Consider the following 17401-nt stretch of genomic DNA (forward strand, 5'->3'; position numbering starts at 1 on the left):
GTTACATAGAATGCCCGCATCATATTAATGGAATAAGAACGATGGCCAAACGTAAACCAGTCCAACCCACATCCCCCCCCCACACAGTCCCCCACTACCCTTCGGCGGGCTTGTTGCGCCGACTCGGCGCCCTGCTCTATGACTATCTGGTAGTCATCTCCTTGCTGATCATCGCCGGCTTCATCGGGATGGGGGTGGCACACCTGCTGCTGGCAACCGGCGCTGCCACCCTTCCGGAAGGCAAAGATGCCTCCTGGCTGCTGACCAGCCCGATTTACAGTGCCTGGCTCGCCTTCATCATCTGTGGTTTTTACACCTGGTTCTGGACCCGTGCCGGTCAGACCATAGGCATGCGCGCCTGGCGCCTGCGCATCCAGAATGCGGATGGCAGCAACATCCGCATCACTCAGGCCCTGATCCGGCTGGCGACGGCGGCATTCGGCCTCGGCAACCTGATGTGCCTGTTCAACCGCAAGGCACCGCGCGCCTTTCAGGACATCTGGTCCGAATGTGAAGTGGTGGTACTCGGCAAACAGGAAAATCTGGAACAGTTGAACCGCTGACCAGATACCGCAACAAAAAAGGGCACCCAGGGTGCCCTTTTTGCTGCTCAACGCACGGCGCTACTGCTTGCGACTGAGGATATAGAAGGAGATACCGCCAAACAGCAGGCTGGGGGCGATGGCGGCAAGGATAGGCGGCACCGCGTACACCAGGCTGATGGGGCCAAACACCCTATCACTCACATAGACGGCGAAGCCGGTCATGATCCCCATCAGCATCCGCGCGCCCATGCTCACCGAACGCAGCGGGCCAAAGATGAAGGAGGAGGCCAGCAGTATCATGGCCACCACCGAGAGCGGCGACAGCAGCTTGCGCCACATCTCCAGCTTGTACCGCCCGGCATCCTGCTTGTTGGCATCCAGATAGCCGATGTAGTCGAGCAACCCGGCCACCGGCAGGTTTTCAGGATCGATACTCACTACCCCCAGCTGTTTGGGAGTGAGCTCCGAAGTCCACTCCATCTGGGCCTTCGTCTCGCTCTGGATCTGCTTGGGATCATCGAAGCGGGTGACCAGGATCTGCTTGAGCAGCCAGTGGTGCTGTTCAAACACCCCCTCCTGCGCCTGGAGGATATCGATCAGCTTGCGCTCCGGGGTGAAACGATAGAGGGTGATGCCGGTCAGGGCACCGTCGTTGCGCACCCCGTTGATGTTGACGAAGTTATTGCCATCGCGCGCCCAGACCCCATAAGCCGAGACCGTCAGCCGTCCTTCCGACAGGGCTCCCGCCTTGACGTCATCCGCCATCCGCTTGGCGATGGGCGCCACATACTCACCCATCAGGCCCACCAGTATCATCAGGGGGATGGCTGTCTTGAGCGCCGCCATCACTATGCTGATCTTGGAACGACCCGCCGCCTGCATCACTACCAGCTCCGAGCTGGTCGCCAGCTGGCCCAGCCCTATGAGCCCTCCCAGCAGAGCCGCCAGCGGGAAGAACTGAACCGCCTCCTTGGGCATGGAGAGCAGGACGTAATAGAGCGCATTGATCATGTCGTAGTTGCCTTCCCCCACGGATCTGAGCTGCTCCACATACTTGATGAGCGCAGCCAGCCCGACCAGGGTCAGTTCACACAACAGGATCGACATGAAAATGACCCTGCCGATATATCTATCGAGAATGCCAAACATCAGCCGAGATTCCTAAGTTGCAGCATCATGCTGATTTTCCCTTGAAATACTGTGCACAGAACAGGGTCGACACAGCGCTGACCCGATTGATATGCCTGTCGAGAATACCAACCATCAACAGAGGCTCCTAAGTTGCAGCATCATGCTGATTTTCTTTTGAAATAGAGAGTCTTGATCCCGTTCCACCAGCTGGTGCCCTGCAGATTGAGCGGCAGACCGATCAACAGCAGATAGGCCAGCGGCACCAGGAACATCCCCGGCCAGTGGGGCAGGCGGCCGCTGTCGATAGCCGAGCGCGCCGCACTGAGCAACAGGAAGTAGGAAAGATAGAGCAAGATGGCAGGCAGCAGCTTGGCGTAGCGCCCCTGACGGGGGTTGACCCTGGCCAGCGGCACCACCAGGAAGGTGAGCACCAGGATGGAGAGCGGCAACGACAGGCGCCACTGCAACTCGGCCATCATGCCGTTGTCCTGCGTACCCAGCAGCTCCAGGGTAGGCTTGGCGGCCGCCTTGCGGCTGGAACGCTCCATCTCCTGCTGACGGATCACCAGACTGTACTCGTCAAATTCGGAGATCTGGAACTGCCTGGTGCTGAAGTGACCCTCGTAGCGGGAGCCATCTTTCAGGGTCAACCATTGCAGGCCATTGCTGTCGAGGGTCACCACCCCTTCCGTCGCGACCACCACAGAGGGCGGTTTGCCCTCCTGGGAGCGTTGCAGCACGAAGATCTTCTGCAGCAGAGACCCCTTGTCATTCAACTCCTGGATGTAGGCAACGAGGCGTCCCTTGTCGAGCTCCATGAAGCGACCCGCTTGCAGGAAAGAGATACCCGGATCGGCCTTGAATTCATCGATCACCTGATACTCCCGCTCCTTGGCCTGGGGAGCTATCCAGCCGGTGTTGAAGGCCGCAACGGCGGCCGTCAACAGGGCCAGCACCATGGCGCAGCGCATCACGAAGCGGTGACTGAATCCCACCGCATGCAGCACCGTCATCTCACTTTCGGCATACAGGCGCCCGTGAGCAAACAAGATGGCTAAAAACAGGCTGATAGGCAGCATCAACAACGCCATATTGGGCAGGTTGAGCAGCAACAGGGTGGAAACCAGGCGTGTCGGTACCTCGCCATCGGCGGCATCGCCGATGATCTGGATAAATTGTTGGCTGACAAAGATAAGCAGCAGCACGAACAACACTGCCAGCTGGGTTTTCAGGGTTTCCCTGAACAAATATCGGAAAACGATCACAGTCATTCCCAAGTAAACTTGTGTTTTTAGTCGAATGCCTGAAAAATAGGGCCGTATATTGGATTTTTACCAGTTTGAACTGCGGAGCCTATGGCTGTTCGCTCCGCCTCTGATACCCCAACAAGCACCGCATTATTCAATAAAAGGTGCCTTTTGTCTTTAGGATGTAGGAGATTCCATGGAGTTCAGTGTAAAGAGTGGCAGTCCTGAGAAGCAACGCAGTGCCTGCGTCGTGGTCGGCGTATTCGAGCCCCGTCGCCTCTCTCCGGTTGCCGAACAACTGGACAAGATCAGCGATGGCTACATCAGTTCGCTGCTGCGCCGTGGCGACCTGGAAGGGAAACCAGGCCAGATGCTGTTGCTGCATCAAGTACCGGGCGTGCTCAGCGAGCGCGTATTGCTGGTCGGTTGCGGCAAGGAGCGGGAACTCGACGAACGCCAGTACAAGCAGATCATCAACAAGACCATCACCACCCTCAACGAGACGGGTTCCATGGAAGCGGTCTGCTTCCTGACCGAACTGCACGTCAAGGGTCGGGATACCTATTGGAAGGTGCGCCAGGCGGTGGAAACCACCAAGGCGGGCCTCTACAGCTTCGATCAGTTCAAGACCAACAAGGCCGAGCCGCGCCGTCCGCTGCGCAAGCTGGTGTTCAACGTGCCGACGCGTCGGGAACTGACCATTGGTGAAAAAGCCATCTCCCACGGTCTGGCCGTGGCGAAAGGGGTGCGGGTCTGTCGCGACGTGGCCAACATGCCGCCCAACGTCTGCAATCCGGCCTATCTGGCCTCCCAGGCTCGTCGTCTGGCCGATGCCTTCGACAACATCACCACCAAGGTGATCGGTGAGCAGGAGATGGCCGAGCTCGGCATGAACTCCTATCTGGCGGTGGCCCGTGGCTCCGAGAATGAAGCCATGATGGCCATCATCGAATACAAGGGCAACGCCGATGCCAAGCCCATCGTGCTGGTCGGCAAGGGTCTGACCTTCGATTCGGGCGGCATCTCCATCAAGCCGGCCGAAGGCATGGACGAGATGAAGTACGACATGGGTGGCGCCGCCTCCGTGCTCGGCACCATGCACGCCCTGGCCCAGTTGCAGCTGCCCATCAACGTCATAGGCGTGCTGGCCGGTTGCGAGAACATGCCGGGTGGCAACGCCTATCGCCCGGGTGACATCCTCACCTCCATGTCCGGCCAGACCATCGAAGTGCTGAACACGGATGCGGAAGGCCGCCTGGTGCTGTGCGATGCGCTCACCTATGTGGATCGTTACGATCCCGAGACCGTCATCGATGTGGCGACCCTGACCGGTGCCTGCATCATAGCGCTGGGCCACCACACCACGGGGCTGCTGGCCAACCACAACCCGCTGGCTCACGAGCTGCTCAATGCCTCCGAGCAGGCTGGCGATCGCGCCTGGCGCCTGCCGCTGTTCGACGAGTATCAGGAACAGCTGGAGAGCCCGTTTGCCGACATGGCCAACATAGGCGGTCGTCCGGCCGGCACCATTACCGCTGCCGCCTTCCTGTCACGCTTCACCAAGAAGTACAACTGGGCCCACCTGGATATCGCCGGGACCGCCTGGAAGAGTGGCAAGGATAAAGGCTCCACCGGTCGTCCGGTTCCCCTGCTGACCCAGTTCCTGCTGAACCGGGCCGGCGTGGATATCGAAGAGAAGGAGTAACTCCCCTGCCCCCTTCGATGAATGCATCGGAAGCGCGGGAGTTGCCCAGTACCACAAGGAAGAGGCCCGCCTCTTCCTTGTTTCATTCTTGAATCAGTGAGCAGCAGGCGGGAAAACTCCCTGTCAGCCTCTTCGGCGGTCAATAGTCCGTCACCGCAAAACGGGATCAACCTGATGAGCCAAGTGACTTTTTACCTGATGAACGAACAGGATGACGCACAGGCCAGCGCCGTCGAACGGCTCGCCTGCCAGCTCGTAGCCGATGGCTGGAGTGCGGGCCATCTCTACCTGCTGTGCGACGACGAGGCGCAGGCCCTACGCCTGGACGAGCTGTTGTGGCAACTGCCACCGGAGCGTTTCGTGCCGCACCAGCTGCAGGGCGAGAGCGGTCAGGCGCCGGTGGAGATAGGCCATCAGCCGCCAAAGCGACGCTACGCCCGCCTCATCAATCTGGCCAGAGAGACACCTTTGTTTGCAGGACACTTCGCTCAAGTGGTAGATTTTGTCCCCACTGACGAAACGCAAAAGCAGCAAGCCCGCGAGCGCTACAAGCACTATCGCCAGGCAGGCCATGCCCTCGAGATGAGGGATCAGCCCGTCCTTGCCGCACCGGATCCGGCGCAGCCCTGACTGCACCACCCTCGATCCACGACGAATCAACACCAGACTCCATCCATCCAGATTACGGCGAGACCATGGAAAAGACTTTTAATCACAACGCCATCGAACAGGCGCTCTATCAGCACTGGGAAGCCCAGGGTTACTTCAAGCCCCACGGCGACACCAGCAAAGACTCCTTCTGCATCATGATCCCGCCGCCGAACGTAACCGGCAGCCTGCACATGGGTCACGCCTTCCAGCAAACCCTGATGGATACCCTGATCCGCTACAACCGCATGCAGGGCAAGAATACCCTGTGGCAGGCGGGCACCGACCACGCCGGTATCGCCACCCAGATGGTGGTGGAGCGCAAGATCGCCGCAGAAGAGGGCAAGACCCGTCACGACTACGGCCGTGATGCCTTCATCGACAAGATCTGGCAGTGGAAGGAAGAGTCCGGTGGCACCATCACCCGCCAGATGCGCCGTCTGGGCGACTCAGTGGATTGGGAGCGCGAGCGCTTCACCATGGATGAGGGTCTCTCGAGCGCCGTGCAGGAAGTGTTTGTCCGTCTCTACGAAGATGGCCTGATGTACCGCGGCAAGCGTCTGGTGAACTGGGATCCCAAGCTCAACACCGCCATCTCCGATCTGGAAGTGGAAAACCGCGAGATCAAGGGCCACATGTGGCACCTGCGCTATCCGCTGGCCAACGGCGCCAAGACAGCTGAAGGTCAGGATCACCTGATCGTCGCCACCACCCGTCCGGAAACCATGCTGGGCGATACCGCCGTGGCCGTGAACCCGGAAGATCCCCGTTACAAAGCGCTGATCGGCCAGCACATACTGCTGCCACTGGTGAACCGTCTGATCCCCATCGTCGCCGACGAACACGCCGACATGGAGAAGGGCACCGGCTGCGTGAAGATCACCCCGGCCCACGACTTCAACGATAACGAAGTGGGCAAGCGCCACAACCTGCCGATGATCAACATCTTCACCCTGGACGCCCACGTGCGCGCCGAGGCCGAAGTGGTCGACACCAACGGCAACCCCAGCACCGCTTACGACGCCACCCTGCCGAGCGAGTTCGCCGGTATGGAGCGCTTCGCCGCCCGCAAAACCATCGTGGCCAAGCTGGATGAGCTGGGCCTGCTGGCTGAAATCAAGGATCACGTGCTGCAGCAGCCTTACGGCGATCGCGGTGGCGTGCCCATCGAACCGATGCTGACCGACCAGTGGTACGTGCGCGTGGCGCCCATGGCCAAGACCGCCATCGAAGCGGTGGAAGATGGCCGCATCCAGTTCGTGCCCAAGCAGTACGAGAACATGTACTTCTCCTGGATGCGCGACATTCAGGACTGGTGCGTCTCCCGTCAGCTGTGGTGGGGTCACCGCATCCCGGCCTGGTATGACGACGCCGGCAACGTCTACGTGGGCCGTGACGAGGCAGAAGTGCGTGCCAAGCACAGCATACCGTCCGTGACAGTGCTGCGTCAGGACGAAGACGTGCTCGACACCTGGTTCAGCTCCGCCCTGTGGACCTTCTCCACCCTGGGCTGGCCGAACAACACCGAAGCGCTCAAGACCTTCCACCCGACCGACGTGCTGATGAGCGGCTTCGACATCATCTTCTTCTGGATCGCCCGGATGATCATGATGACCATGCACTTCATCAAGGACGAGAACGGCCAGCCGCAAGTCCCGTTCAAGACCGTCTACATCACGGGTCTGATCCGTGACGAAGAAGGCCAGAAGATGTCCAAGTCCAAGGGCAACGTGCTGGATCCGCTCGACATGATCGACGGCATCTCGCTGGAAGACCTGATGGAGAAGCGCACCGGCAACATGATGCAGCCGCAGATGGCCGAGAAGATCGGCAAGCGTACCGCCAAGCAGTTCCCGGAAGGGATCGAGGCTCACGGCACCGACGCCCTGCGCTTCACCCTGGCGGCGCTGGCCTCTACCGGTCGTGACATCAACTGGGACATGAAGCGCCTGGATGGCTACAACAACTTCTGCAACAAGCTGTGGAACGCCTCCCGCTACGTACTGATGAACACCGAAGATCAGGATTGTGGCTTTGGCGGTGGTGAGATGGTGTTCAGCCTGGCAGATCGCTGGATCCAGTCCCAGCTGCAAGTGGCCATCCGCGACTTCCGCACCGCCCTCGATACCTACCGCTTCGACATCGCCGCCGGCGTGCTGTACGAATTTATCTGGAACCAGTTCTGCGACTGGTATCTGGAGCTGACCAAGCCGGTGCTGGGCAAGGGTTCCGAGGCCGAGCAGCGTGCCACCCGTCACACCCTCGTGACCGTACTGGAAACCCTGCTGCGTCTGGCGCACCCGATCATCCCGTTCATCACCGAAACCATCTGGAAATCGGTGGCGCCACTGACCGGTGTGCACGCAGACACCATCATGCTGCAGGCCTTCCCTGAGTTCGATGCCGCCAAGGTAGATGACGCCGCCATGGCGGATCAGGAGTGGGTGAAGGAGTTCATCGTCGGCATTCGCAACATCCGCGCCGAGATGAACGTGGCGCCGAGCGTGGGTCTGAACGTGCTGCTCAAGTGCGATGCCAAAGATAGCCAGCGCGCCGGTGACAACGAGGCCTTCCTCAAGTCCCTGGCCCGTCTGGAATCCATCCGCGTGCTGGCGGATGGTGAAGTGGCTCCCTTGTCAGTGAAGAAGCTGATCGGTGCCACCGAGCTGATGATCCCGATGGCAGGCCTCATCGACAAGGATGCCGAACTGGCCCGTCTGGCCAAGGAAGTGGCCAAACTGGTCGGCGAGTGCGCCCGCATCGAAGGCAAACTCGGCAATGAGGCCTTCGTGGCCAAGGCGCCGGAAGCCGTCATCGCCAAGGAGCGCGAGAAGCTGGAAGAGTATCGCGCCCAGCTGGTGACCCTCGAGACCCAGCAGACCGAAATAGCCGCCCTGTAAGGCAGTTGCACGCCTGAAAAAGCCCCCTCCCGCAGGGGGCTTTTTGTTGCCATAAATCCCTTCTCACGGCCTTTCTTCGCCCCTCTGTACAAAATTAGCGAGCCAAATCACCTGCTTTCACAAGCGCATCGCCCCCAAATTCATTACACTGCCAGCGATCTTTTCTACTCGGAGTGCTGTTGCAGTATGGAAATATTGATCCTGTTTGGATTGATTTTGCTTAATGGCGTCTTTGCCATGTCGGAAATCGCCATCGTTACCGCACGCAAGGCTCGCCTCAGCAAGATGGCGAGTGAAGGCAGCCGCTCAGCCGCCATTGCCCTCAAACTGAGCGAAGATCCGACCCATTTCCTCTCAGCCGTCCAGATCGGCATCACCAGTATCGGTCTGCTCAACGGTATCTACGGCGAATCCCTGCTGGCCCAACCGCTGGCCCTCTGGCTGCAGGAGTGGGGCATGGCTGCCAAGAGCAGCAGCCTGCTCGCCACCGTGCTGGTCATAGTCGTGGTCACCTATCTCTCCATCGTCGTTGGCGAACTGGTACCCAAGCGCCTCGGCCAGCTCAGCGCCGAGCGCATCGCCTGTCTGGTGGCCCGCCCCATGTTGTGGCTGGCGGCCATCACCCGCCCCTTCGTCTGGCTGTTGTCAGCCTCCACCAAGGCCAGCCTGCGCATTCTGCGCGTCAAGCAGGATGGCGGAGCCAACGTGACCCAGGAGGAGATCCACGCCATGCTGGTGGAGGGTTCCGAAGCCGGGATCATCGAAGACCACGAACACACTATGTTACGGAATGTGTTTCGGCTCGACGAACGCAGCCTCTCCTCGCTGATGGTGCCACGCAGTGACATCCGCTATCTGGATCTCGCCCTGCCGCTGGAGGTGAACCTGCAACGGCTGGTGGAGTATCGCCACAGCTTCTTCCCGGTTTGCGATGGCAGCCTCTCGGATCTGGTGGGCATACTCAACGTCAACAAGGTGCTGCACGCCTACATCAAGGGGGAACCCATCGATCTGGCGGCCCTGACCCAGGATGGTAGCCTGTTGCCGGAGACCCTCAATGGCCTGGAGCTGCTCAATCACTTCCGCGCCCACTCCGAGCACATGGTGCTGGTGGTGGACGAATACGGTGAGCTGCAGGGGCTGGTCACCCAGCAGGATCTGCTGGAGACGCTGGCGGGTGACTTCCAGCAGGATAACAGCGATGACAACTGGGCCTTCCAGCGCACCGACGGCAGCTGGCTGCTCGACGGCCTTATTCCGCTGCCGGAGTTGAAGGACTGCCTGGGACTGGTTCGGCTACCGGAAGAAGAAAAACATCACTATCACACCCTCGGAGGGCTTATCATGCTGCTCCTTGGCCGTGTTCCTCAGACCGGAGACCTGGTGACTCTGGAGCAGTGGCAACTGGAAATTGTCGACATGGATGGTCTGCGCATCGACAAGGTGCTTGCCATGCCCTTGATCGATCAACCCAGCTAATTTAAGCGGAGCTTGAGAGTATGGAGCAGTTTTACCAACTGGCTCACGCCTTTATGCATCAGGATCTGGCGACTCTGTCCGATCCCAAGATGGCCTTCATGGTCTGCGGCGTGTTGCTAACTTTTCTTGTGCTGGAGAACGGGTTCATCCCCACTGCCTTCCTGCCCGGCGATAGCCTGCTCATCCTGACGGGTGTGCTCATCTATCAGGGCGTGCTCCCCCTTGGCATAGTGCCACTGCTGATCCTGGCCACCTTCGTCGGTACCTGGTTCGGCTATATGCAAGGGCGCTTCCTGGGCCATACCCGCATGTACCATCGCCTGATGTCCCACATGGACGACAAGCACAAGGAGAAGGTGTTCTACCTGCTCAACAAGTACGGCATCCTGACCCTGATCACTGCCCGCTACATCGCCTTCGTGCGCACCGTCTATCCCTACATAGTCGGGGCGACCGAGATCCCGCAGGGGCGTTTCCTCATCGTCAATCTGGTCAGCTCCATCATGTGGGTCACCCCGCTGGTGAGCCTGGGTTACTACCTTAGCCACACCAAGCTGGCGGCCCAGTATGAGTCACAGTTCCTCAGCATCATTCTCTACCTGCCGCTGGTGCTGCTGGTCGGTGGTATTGTCGCCCTCATCTGGCGCTGGCTGAGCAAACGCAAAGCCGTCCCCCCACGGGATTGAGACAAATGGAAAGGGCCATCGCAGGATGGCCCTTTTTTTATCGAAATAATGGCGAATTACTCTCTGATACTCTTGTAAAGCAAGGGTAAAAATGAGTGAATCTAGCGCCTTTTTTTCGACGTGAACGGAGTCGGTAGTATGCGGTGTCGGGTTAGCGCAATGGCGCTGGTATATGCATTGGTTGGACTGCTGGGCTTGCCAGCAGCATTGGCTGCCCCCAACCCGGCCAAACTGCAGCTGCAATCGAGCAGCGCACTGGTGATGGATGTCAATACGGGCAAGACCCTGTATCAGAAGAATGCCACCCGGGTACGACCGATCGCCTCGATCACCAAGCTGATGACGGCGCTGGTGGTACTGGATGCTCGCCAGGATCTCAACCAGACCCTGACCATAGATCAAAATGACAGGGATGCCATCAAGCACACCTATTCCCGGGTGCGCATGGGCACAAAAGTAACACGCCGCGATGCGCTGCACCTGGCACTGATGTCCTCCGAGAACCGGATGGCCTCGGCCCTGGCGCGCCACTATCCCGGTGGACGTCCCGCCTTCGTGCGCGCCATGAACAACAAGGCCAAGCAACTTGGCATGCGCAACAGCCGTTTCTACGACTCCACCGGCTTGTCGACGCGCAACGTCTCCACCGCTCAGGATCTGGCCAGGCTCATCTCTGCCGCCTATCGCCAGCCGCTGATCCGTGAATTCACCCAGGACACCAACAAGGAGATGCGTTTCAGCACCCCCGCCTACAGCCTGATGTTCAACAACACCAACCCGCTGGTGAAGAACCCGGACTGGGATGTACGCCTCTCCAAGACGGGTTTCACCGACGAGGCGGGCCGCTGCCTGCTGATGCGCGCCAAACCGGACAGCCGCGAGCTGGCCATAGTGCTGCTCAACTCTGTGGGCAAACGCACCCCCATCGGCGATGCCAACCGCATTCGCAAGTGGCTGAAAAGCTGAGTCTCCAACGCGAAATTGGAAAAAGGATGCTGCGGCATCCTTTTTTATTGCCCGCAGACCCGCACCTCACCTCCACCCGCCTAACCATGTGCCGTCAGCGCGCCTCAGGACGCAGCAAAGAGCCGGAACCTACTGGGACTGCTACCTGGAGAAGGAACGCTGCATGGTGCGATAGGGCAAGGAATTCAGGGGCATAGCGGGAGAAGAACAGAGGGATAAGGGAAGCAATACCTGACGGTGCCCTGCGGTAGCGTATCGACCTTCACCCACCGGATCCTGCCCATAAAAAAACAGCCCCGACCTGAGTCGAGGCTGTCTATATGGTGCGCCCGGGAGGATTCGAACCTCCGACCACCTGGTTCGTAGCCAGGTACTCTATCCAGCTGAGCTACGGGCGCCCTGATTTAAAACGATAAAAAAAGCTTACTTATCAGTAAGCCTTTTCCAAAGTGTCGACTTGCTGATGGTCAACACATGACTCTTGCTTGAGTCGTAATATGGTGCGCCCGGGAGGATTCGAACCTCCGACCACCTGGTTCGTAGCCAGGTACTCTATCCAGCTGAGCTACGGGCGCAAATGGCGGAGAAGGGGGGATTCGAACCCCCGATGCGGGTATAAGCCGCATACTCCCTTAGCAGGGGAGCGCCTTCAGCCTCTCGGCCACCTCTCCGTTTGCGGGGCTGATAATACTTCACAGGGATTTTTAGTCAAACACTTTTTTGGAGAAAAAAGCGCGTTCGCTCAGCATTTGGCCAAAGCGTGGAATATTCAAACAATATCAGTACTTATCCCGCAGTTTAGTGCCTTGCAGGGCAATTTCCGGGGCACAGAAAAACAAAAGGCGACACAGAGGTGTCGCCTTCAAGCAGCTATCGATGCGGCTTAGAAATTCGGTTGGCCCGGAACTTTCTCGGCCTGTATCCGCATGTAGATCTCTTCGCGGTGCACGGAGACCTCTTTCGGTGCGTTCACACCGATACGAACCTGATTGCCTTTAACGCCCAGTACGGTGACAGTCACTTCATCACCAATCATCAGGGTTTCCCCTACACGACGAGTCAAAATAAGCATTCGCTTGCTCCTGTATCCTGTTTTGTATTTATATCGATATGCGACATTATCTTACAAAGATACCGATATGGTAAATGGTTGAAACTAAATCAATCAGGGATTGTTCCCCAAGGGCTGCTCATGAGGCTCATTATCCAGCCCGAAAGCGGCGTGCAACGCGCGTACCGCCAGCTCCAGGTACTTCTCGTCAATCACCACGGATATTTTGATTTCAGAGGTGGAAATCAACTGCATGTTGATCCCCTCCTCGCCCAATACCTTGAACATGGTGCGCGCGACCCCGGGATGATTCCACATGCCGACGCCGACAATGGACACCTTGGCTATCTCGCCGTTGCCCTGCACGCAGGCGGCGCCCAGCTCGCTGGCGGTCTCCTCCAGCAGGGCGCGCGCCCGGCGATAGTCATCGCGATTCACCGTGAAGGTGAAATCGGCGGTGCCGTCGCCCAGGGTGTTCTGCACTATCATGTCGACATCAATGTTGGCATCGCTGATCGGATTCAGGATCTGCGCCGCCACCGTGGGCCGGTCCGGCACACCCAGAATAGTCAGGCTGGCCTCGTTGCGATTGAACGCAATCCCGGATACCAGGGGAGCTTCCATCCTCTCACCTCCATATGTGATTAAGGTTCCCTCTCCATCGACAAAGCTCGACAGCACCCGTAGTGGTACGCGGTACTTGCCCGCGAACTCCACCGAACGGATCTGCAGCACCTTGGCCCCCAGGCTCGCCATCTCCAGCATCTCCTCAAAGGTGATGGTGGAAAGACGACGGGCCTTGGGCTCGATGCGCGGATCCGTGGTATAGACCCCATCCACATCGGTAAAGATCTGGCATTCATCGGCCTTGATGGCTGCGGCTACCGCCACTGCCGTGGTATCCGAACCACCGCGTCCCAGCGTCGTGATGGCGTTGTGCGCATCACGGCCCTGGAATCCGGCGATCACCACCACCTTGCCCGCCCCCAGCTCAGCCTGAACCTGCTCGGTGTCGATGTGGCTGATGCGCGCCTTGCCATAGGCGGAGTCGGTATGAATGCGTACCTGATCGCCGGTCATCGAGACCGCGGGACAACCGCGTTTGTTCAACGCGATCGCCAGCAGCGCTATGGTGACCTGCTCACCGGTGGAAACCAGCACATCCATCTCGCGCCGGTTGGCATCCGGATCCAGCTGCTGGGCCATGCCCAGCAACCGGTTGGTTTCGCCCGACATGGCGGAGACAACCACCACCACATCGTGTCCCTGGGCGCGGGTCAGTTGAACCCGCTCAGCCACCGCCTCGATCCGCTCCAGCGTGCCGACCGAGGTGCCGCCGTACTTCTGTACATAGAGTGCCACAGATCACCTCGCCCGATTACAGGCGCTCTTCCAGCCAGGAGTGAACAGATTGCAGCGCCGCAGGCACGGCTTCCGGCTGGGTACCACCCGCCTGCGCCATGTCGGGACGACCACCGCCCTTGCCGCCCACCTGCTGGGCCACCAGATTGACCAGCTCACCGGCCTTGACCTTGCCGGTCAAATCGCTGGTCACGCCGGCAATCAGGTTGACCTTGTCATCGCTGCTGGTTGCCAGCAGCACGACACCGGACTTCATCTGATTCTTCAGCTCGTCCAGCATGCCGCGCAGTGACTTGGGATCGGCCCCTTCCAGCGCCGCGATCAGCACCTTCCGGCCATTGATCTCGATCACCTGACTCAGCAGGTCGCTGCCGGCCTGCGCCGCCAGCTTGGCCTTGAGCTGCTCCAGCTCGCGCTCCATCATCTTGGACTTGTCCAGTATCTGGCGCACTTTATCGGCGATGGAGAACTGATCCCCCTTCACCAGAGCCGCGGCCTCTTCGATCTGCTCACCCATCTGGTGCATGAAATCGATGGCACCCTTGCCGGTCACGGCTTCGATGCGACGCACACCGGCGGCAATGCCGCTCTCGGCGATGATCTTGAAGAAGCCGATGTCACCGGTACGCTTGGCGTGAGTACCGCCGCACAGCTCGGTGGAGTAGTCGCCCATGCGCACTACGCGCACGTCGTCTTCATATTTTTCACCAAACAGCGCCATGGCACCGGCCGACTTGGCCGCTTCCAGATCCATTACCTGGGTAGCGATGTCGTGGTTGGCACGGATCTGGGCATTGACCAGCTCCTCGACCCGGCGAATGGTCGCCATGGTCAGTCCTTCGAAGTGGGAGAAGTCAAAGCGCATGCGCTCGGCGCCCACCAGAGAACCTTTCTGGGTCACGTGATCACCCAGCGCCTGACGCAGGGCGGCGTGCAGCAGGTGAGTCACAGAGTGGTTCAGGGCCACGGCCTGACGGCGCTCGCCATCGACCACGGCTTCGACCTCGGCGCCCTTCTCCAGGGTACCCAGCTCCAGATATCCCTTGTGAATGATGGCCTTGCCCGCTTTCTGGGTATCGGTCACGGCGAAGATGCCGTCATCCACCTTGAGGATTCCGCTGTCACCCACCTGACCGCCGGACTCGGCGTAGAAGGGGGTTTCGGCCAGCACGACCACGGCTTCTTCACCTGAGATGAGGCCGTTCACTTCGACGCCATCCTTGTAGATGCCGAGGACGGTCGTCTTCTGACTCAGCTGCTTGTAACCAGTAAAGGGGGTCTCGAAGTCGAGCTTGAGCACTTCGTTGTAGTTCACACCGAAGCTGGAGGCCTCTTTCGCGCGGGCGCGCTGCTTCTCCATCTCGGCGTTGAAGCCCTCTTCGTCGATACCGATTTCGCGCTCGCGCACCACATCGGCGGTGAGATCTGCCGGGAAGCCATAGGTGTCATACAGCTTGAACACCACCTCACCCGGGATGATCTTGGCATCGCCCAGATTGGTCAGCACGTCTTCCAGCAGCAGCAGGCCGCGATCCAGGGTGCGAACGAACTGCTCTTCCTCGATGCGCAGCACGCGCTCGACCAGCGGCAGCTGGGCGATCAGCTCGGCCGCCACGTCTTTCATCTGCACGGCCAGTTCGGCGGCCAACTTGTAGAAGAAGACGTCGGTGGCGCCCAGCTTGCGACCGTGACGCACTGCGCGGCGGATGATGCGACGCAGCACATAGCCACGCCCTTCGTTGGACGGCATGACACCGTCCGCCACCAGGAAGGCGCAGGAGCGAATGTGATCGGCGATGACCCGCAGGGACTGGTTGTTCAGATCCGTGGTGCCGACTATCTCGGCCGCTTTCTTGATCAGTGCCTGGAAGATGTCGATTTCATAGTTGGAGTGCACACCCTGCATGATGGCGGAGATACGCTCCAGCCCCATGCCGGTATCCACGGACGGACGGGGCAGCGGTTCCATGGTGCCGTCGACCTGACGGTTGAACTGCATGAACACCACGTTCCAGATCTCGATGAAACGGTCGCCATCCTCTTCCGGTGAACCAGGAGGGCCACCCCAGAGGTGATCGCCGTGGTCATAGAAGATCTCGGTGCAAGGGCCGCACGGACCTGTATCACCCATCTGCCAGAAGTTATCGGAAGCAAACGGAGCGCCCTTGTTGTCGCCGATGCGCACTATGCGCTCGACCGGCACACCCATTTCGTTTGCCCAGATGTCGAAGGCTTCATCATCCGTCTCATACACGGTTACCAGCAGGCGCTCTTTGGGCAGCTTTAGGGTCCCGGTCAGGAATTCCCAGGCAAAACGAATGGCGTCCTGCTTGAAGTAGTCACCGAAGCTGAAGTTGCCCAGCATCTCGAAGAAGGTGTGGTGACGCGCGGTATAGCCGACGTTTTCCAGGTCATTGTGCTTGCCGCCAGCCCGCACGCAACGCTGGGCCGTGGTGGCACGGTTATAGGCACGCTTGTCGGCGCCAAGGAATACATCCTTGAACTGGTTCATACCTGCGTTGGTGAACAACAGGGTCGGGTCGTTATGCGGCACCAGCGAGCTGGAGGAGACAACCTGGTGCCCCTGGGAGCGGAAATACTCGAGAAACGCTGAGCGTAACTCTGACGTGGACATATACATGGAAAATCCTGCTTGATTCGAATACGGACTTTTAACCGCATTAATGTAAGTTTTCTGCGGGGTAAAGTAAAACGTACCAGCCCGTGACGGGTGAAAAAGCGCGCATAACGCCGTGTTGGCAGACAAGGGAGGCAAACCTGCCGTTTTTAGCGGGGAAATGTGGTCAGCAGCGGGAGAGTTTTCAGGCTCGGATCCGAGAGTCTATCGCTCCGGCAGCATGTCGATCCTTAGGCCAGCCATGGCTAAATCGCGAACCGATGACGCTATGTGGCACGGCCGATGGCATTGATGGCCCCCACTGGCCAGATCTCTGGCAAGGAGCCAGCGCAATACAAGCACAGTGGAAGAAAAGGGGCGCACCAGAGGGCGTTCAGGAGCAGCGCGGGGTGACGAAGGCCATGGGGTGGCAACCCTCTACACAGCCAACGTGGTGAAGCCACCCGCGATAACCATGACAAAGAGCCACTCAGGCACCCTCTTCAAGCCGCTTTCTTGGCGACCCATTCAACCGTCAGTGGCAAACGCCACGCGAAGCACTCTGCTCCAACATGGCTGCGATGGCATAACGAGCCTGATCCTGGTTGAATCCGCGTCCCAGCAGATACTTGATCCACTTCATCCGCAGTTTGAAATCCCCCAGATCACTGACCCTGGCCCGTCGTTGCAGCAACGCGAGTGCCAGCTCGAACCAGTCCAGCTCGGGCTGTTCGAAGGCGGCCTCTATCTGCGCATCACTCAGCCCTTTGCGGCGCAGATCGAAGCGGATCTTGATGGGACCCTGCCCCTTGGTCGCACCGGCTCGTACCGCCATGGCGCCATAACGCTCGTCATCGACCCAGTTGTAGCCGCGACAGTAGTCGAGCACCGCCTCGATCACCTCGTCATTGAAGCCCTGCTTGCGCAACCGGTTGGCCAGCTCCGACTCGGCGCTCTCGCGGCGGGCCAGGCTGCGCATGGCGAAGGCTCTGGCGGCGGCAAACTGCTCTTCGAAGGAGAGTTCAGGGGGCTCGCTGGGAGTAGATATATCAGCCATAAATGAC

General features: G+C 59.4%; 13 protein-coding genes and 3 tRNA genes. 7 read left to right on the forward strand and 9 right to left on the reverse strand.

All coding sequences use genetic code 11. The features are described 5' to 3' along the window. Positions 1–41 precede the first annotated feature (41 nt). Positions 42–563 carry an RDD family protein gene (locus tag BN1128_RS04285; RefSeq protein ID WP_042866535.1) on the forward strand — a complete coding sequence of 174 codons (522 nt, stop codon included), beginning with the start codon at positions 42–44 and terminating at the stop codon, positions 561–563. A 60-nt stretch (positions 564–623) separates the two neighbouring features. Here the strand turns inward: BN1128_RS04285 and lptG are convergent, their stop codons facing one another. Both lptG and lptF read right to left on the reverse strand, forming a co-directional pair. Further along, positions 624–1694 (reverse strand): LPS export ABC transporter permease LptG, encoded by a 1071-nt coding sequence (gene lptG, locus BN1128_RS04290; RefSeq protein ID WP_042866536.1) that lies wholly within the window; start codon positions 1692–1694, stop codon positions 624–626. A 140-nt stretch (positions 1695–1834) separates the two neighbouring features. Then, on the reverse strand, positions 1835–2947 hold the full coding sequence (gene lptF, locus BN1128_RS04295; protein ID WP_042866537.1) for an LPS export ABC transporter permease LptF: 1113 nt from the start codon (positions 2945–2947) through the stop codon (positions 1835–1837). 172 nt (positions 2948–3119) lie between these two features. Between lptF and pepA the strand changes: the two genes are divergently transcribed. The 6 genes from pepA to pbpG all read left to right on the forward strand — a co-directional run bounded on the left by pepA (position 3120) and on the right by pbpG (position 11307). Then, positions 3120–4628 (forward strand): leucyl aminopeptidase, encoded by a 1509-nt coding sequence (pepA, locus tag BN1128_RS04300; RefSeq protein ID WP_042866538.1) that lies wholly within the window; start codon positions 3120–3122, stop codon positions 4626–4628. A 174-nt stretch (positions 4629–4802) separates the two neighbouring features. Beyond that, positions 4803–5258, forward strand: coding sequence for a DNA polymerase III subunit chi (locus BN1128_RS04305; protein WP_042866539.1), 456 nt, complete (start codon positions 4803–4805; stop codon positions 5256–5258). Positions 5259–5323: 65 nt separating this feature from the next. After that, the gene (locus BN1128_RS04310) at positions 5324–8176 is read left to right on the forward strand and encodes a valine--tRNA ligase (RefSeq protein ID WP_042866540.1); all 2853 of its coding nucleotides are present in this window, start codon (positions 5324–5326) and stop codon (positions 8174–8176) included. 186 nt (positions 8177–8362) lie between these two features. Further along, a complete protein-coding gene (locus tag BN1128_RS04315; RefSeq protein WP_042866542.1) occupies positions 8363–9655 on the forward strand; it encodes a hemolysin family protein in 1293 nt (430 codons plus the stop codon). A 20-nt stretch (positions 9656–9675) separates the two neighbouring features. Continuing rightward, entirely contained in the window at positions 9676–10341 is a 666-nt protein-coding gene (locus tag BN1128_RS04320; protein WP_042866544.1) for a DedA family protein, read from the forward strand. Positions 10342–10479: 138 nt separating this feature from the next. Then, positions 10480–11307: a D-alanyl-D-alanine endopeptidase gene (pbpG, locus tag BN1128_RS04325; protein WP_042866545.1), complete on the forward strand. Its 828-nt coding sequence runs from the start codon at positions 10480–10482 to the stop codon at positions 11305–11307. Between the two features lie 321 nt (positions 11308–11628). On the opposite strand, the gene BN1128_RS04330 is transcribed toward pbpG, so the two are convergent. The 7 genes from BN1128_RS04330 to BN1128_RS04360 all read right to left on the reverse strand — a co-directional run bounded on the left by BN1128_RS04330 (position 11629) and on the right by BN1128_RS04360 (position 17394). Continuing rightward, a tRNA-Arg gene (locus BN1128_RS04330) sits at positions 11629–11705 on the reverse strand. 100 nt (positions 11706–11805) lie between these two features. Further along, positions 11806–11882, reverse strand: a tRNA-Arg gene (locus BN1128_RS04335). A gap of 3 nt (positions 11883–11885) precedes the next feature. After that, positions 11886–11978, reverse strand: a tRNA-Ser gene (locus BN1128_RS04340). A 212-nt stretch (positions 11979–12190) separates the two neighbouring features. Further along, a complete protein-coding gene (csrA, locus tag BN1128_RS04345; RefSeq protein WP_005315760.1) occupies positions 12191–12379 on the reverse strand; it encodes a carbon storage regulator CsrA in 189 nt (62 codons plus the stop codon). A 93-nt stretch (positions 12380–12472) separates the two neighbouring features. After that, positions 12473–13720: an aspartate kinase gene (locus BN1128_RS04350; protein WP_042866547.1), complete on the reverse strand. Its 1248-nt coding sequence runs from the start codon at positions 13718–13720 to the stop codon at positions 12473–12475. A gap of 16 nt (positions 13721–13736) precedes the next feature. Then, positions 13737–16361, reverse strand: coding sequence for an alanine--tRNA ligase (gene alaS, locus BN1128_RS04355; protein WP_042866548.1), 2625 nt, complete (start codon positions 16359–16361; stop codon positions 13737–13739). A 511-nt stretch (positions 16362–16872) separates the two neighbouring features. After that, positions 16873–17394: a regulatory protein RecX gene (locus tag BN1128_RS04360; RefSeq protein ID WP_042866549.1), complete on the reverse strand. Its 522-nt coding sequence runs from the start codon at positions 17392–17394 to the stop codon at positions 16873–16875. Positions 17395–17401: the final 7 nt, after the last annotated feature.

The sequence above is a fragment of the Aeromonas piscicola genome (assembly GCF_000820005.1).
Lineage (GTDB): Bacteria > Pseudomonadota > Gammaproteobacteria > Enterobacterales > Aeromonadaceae > Aeromonas > Aeromonas piscicola.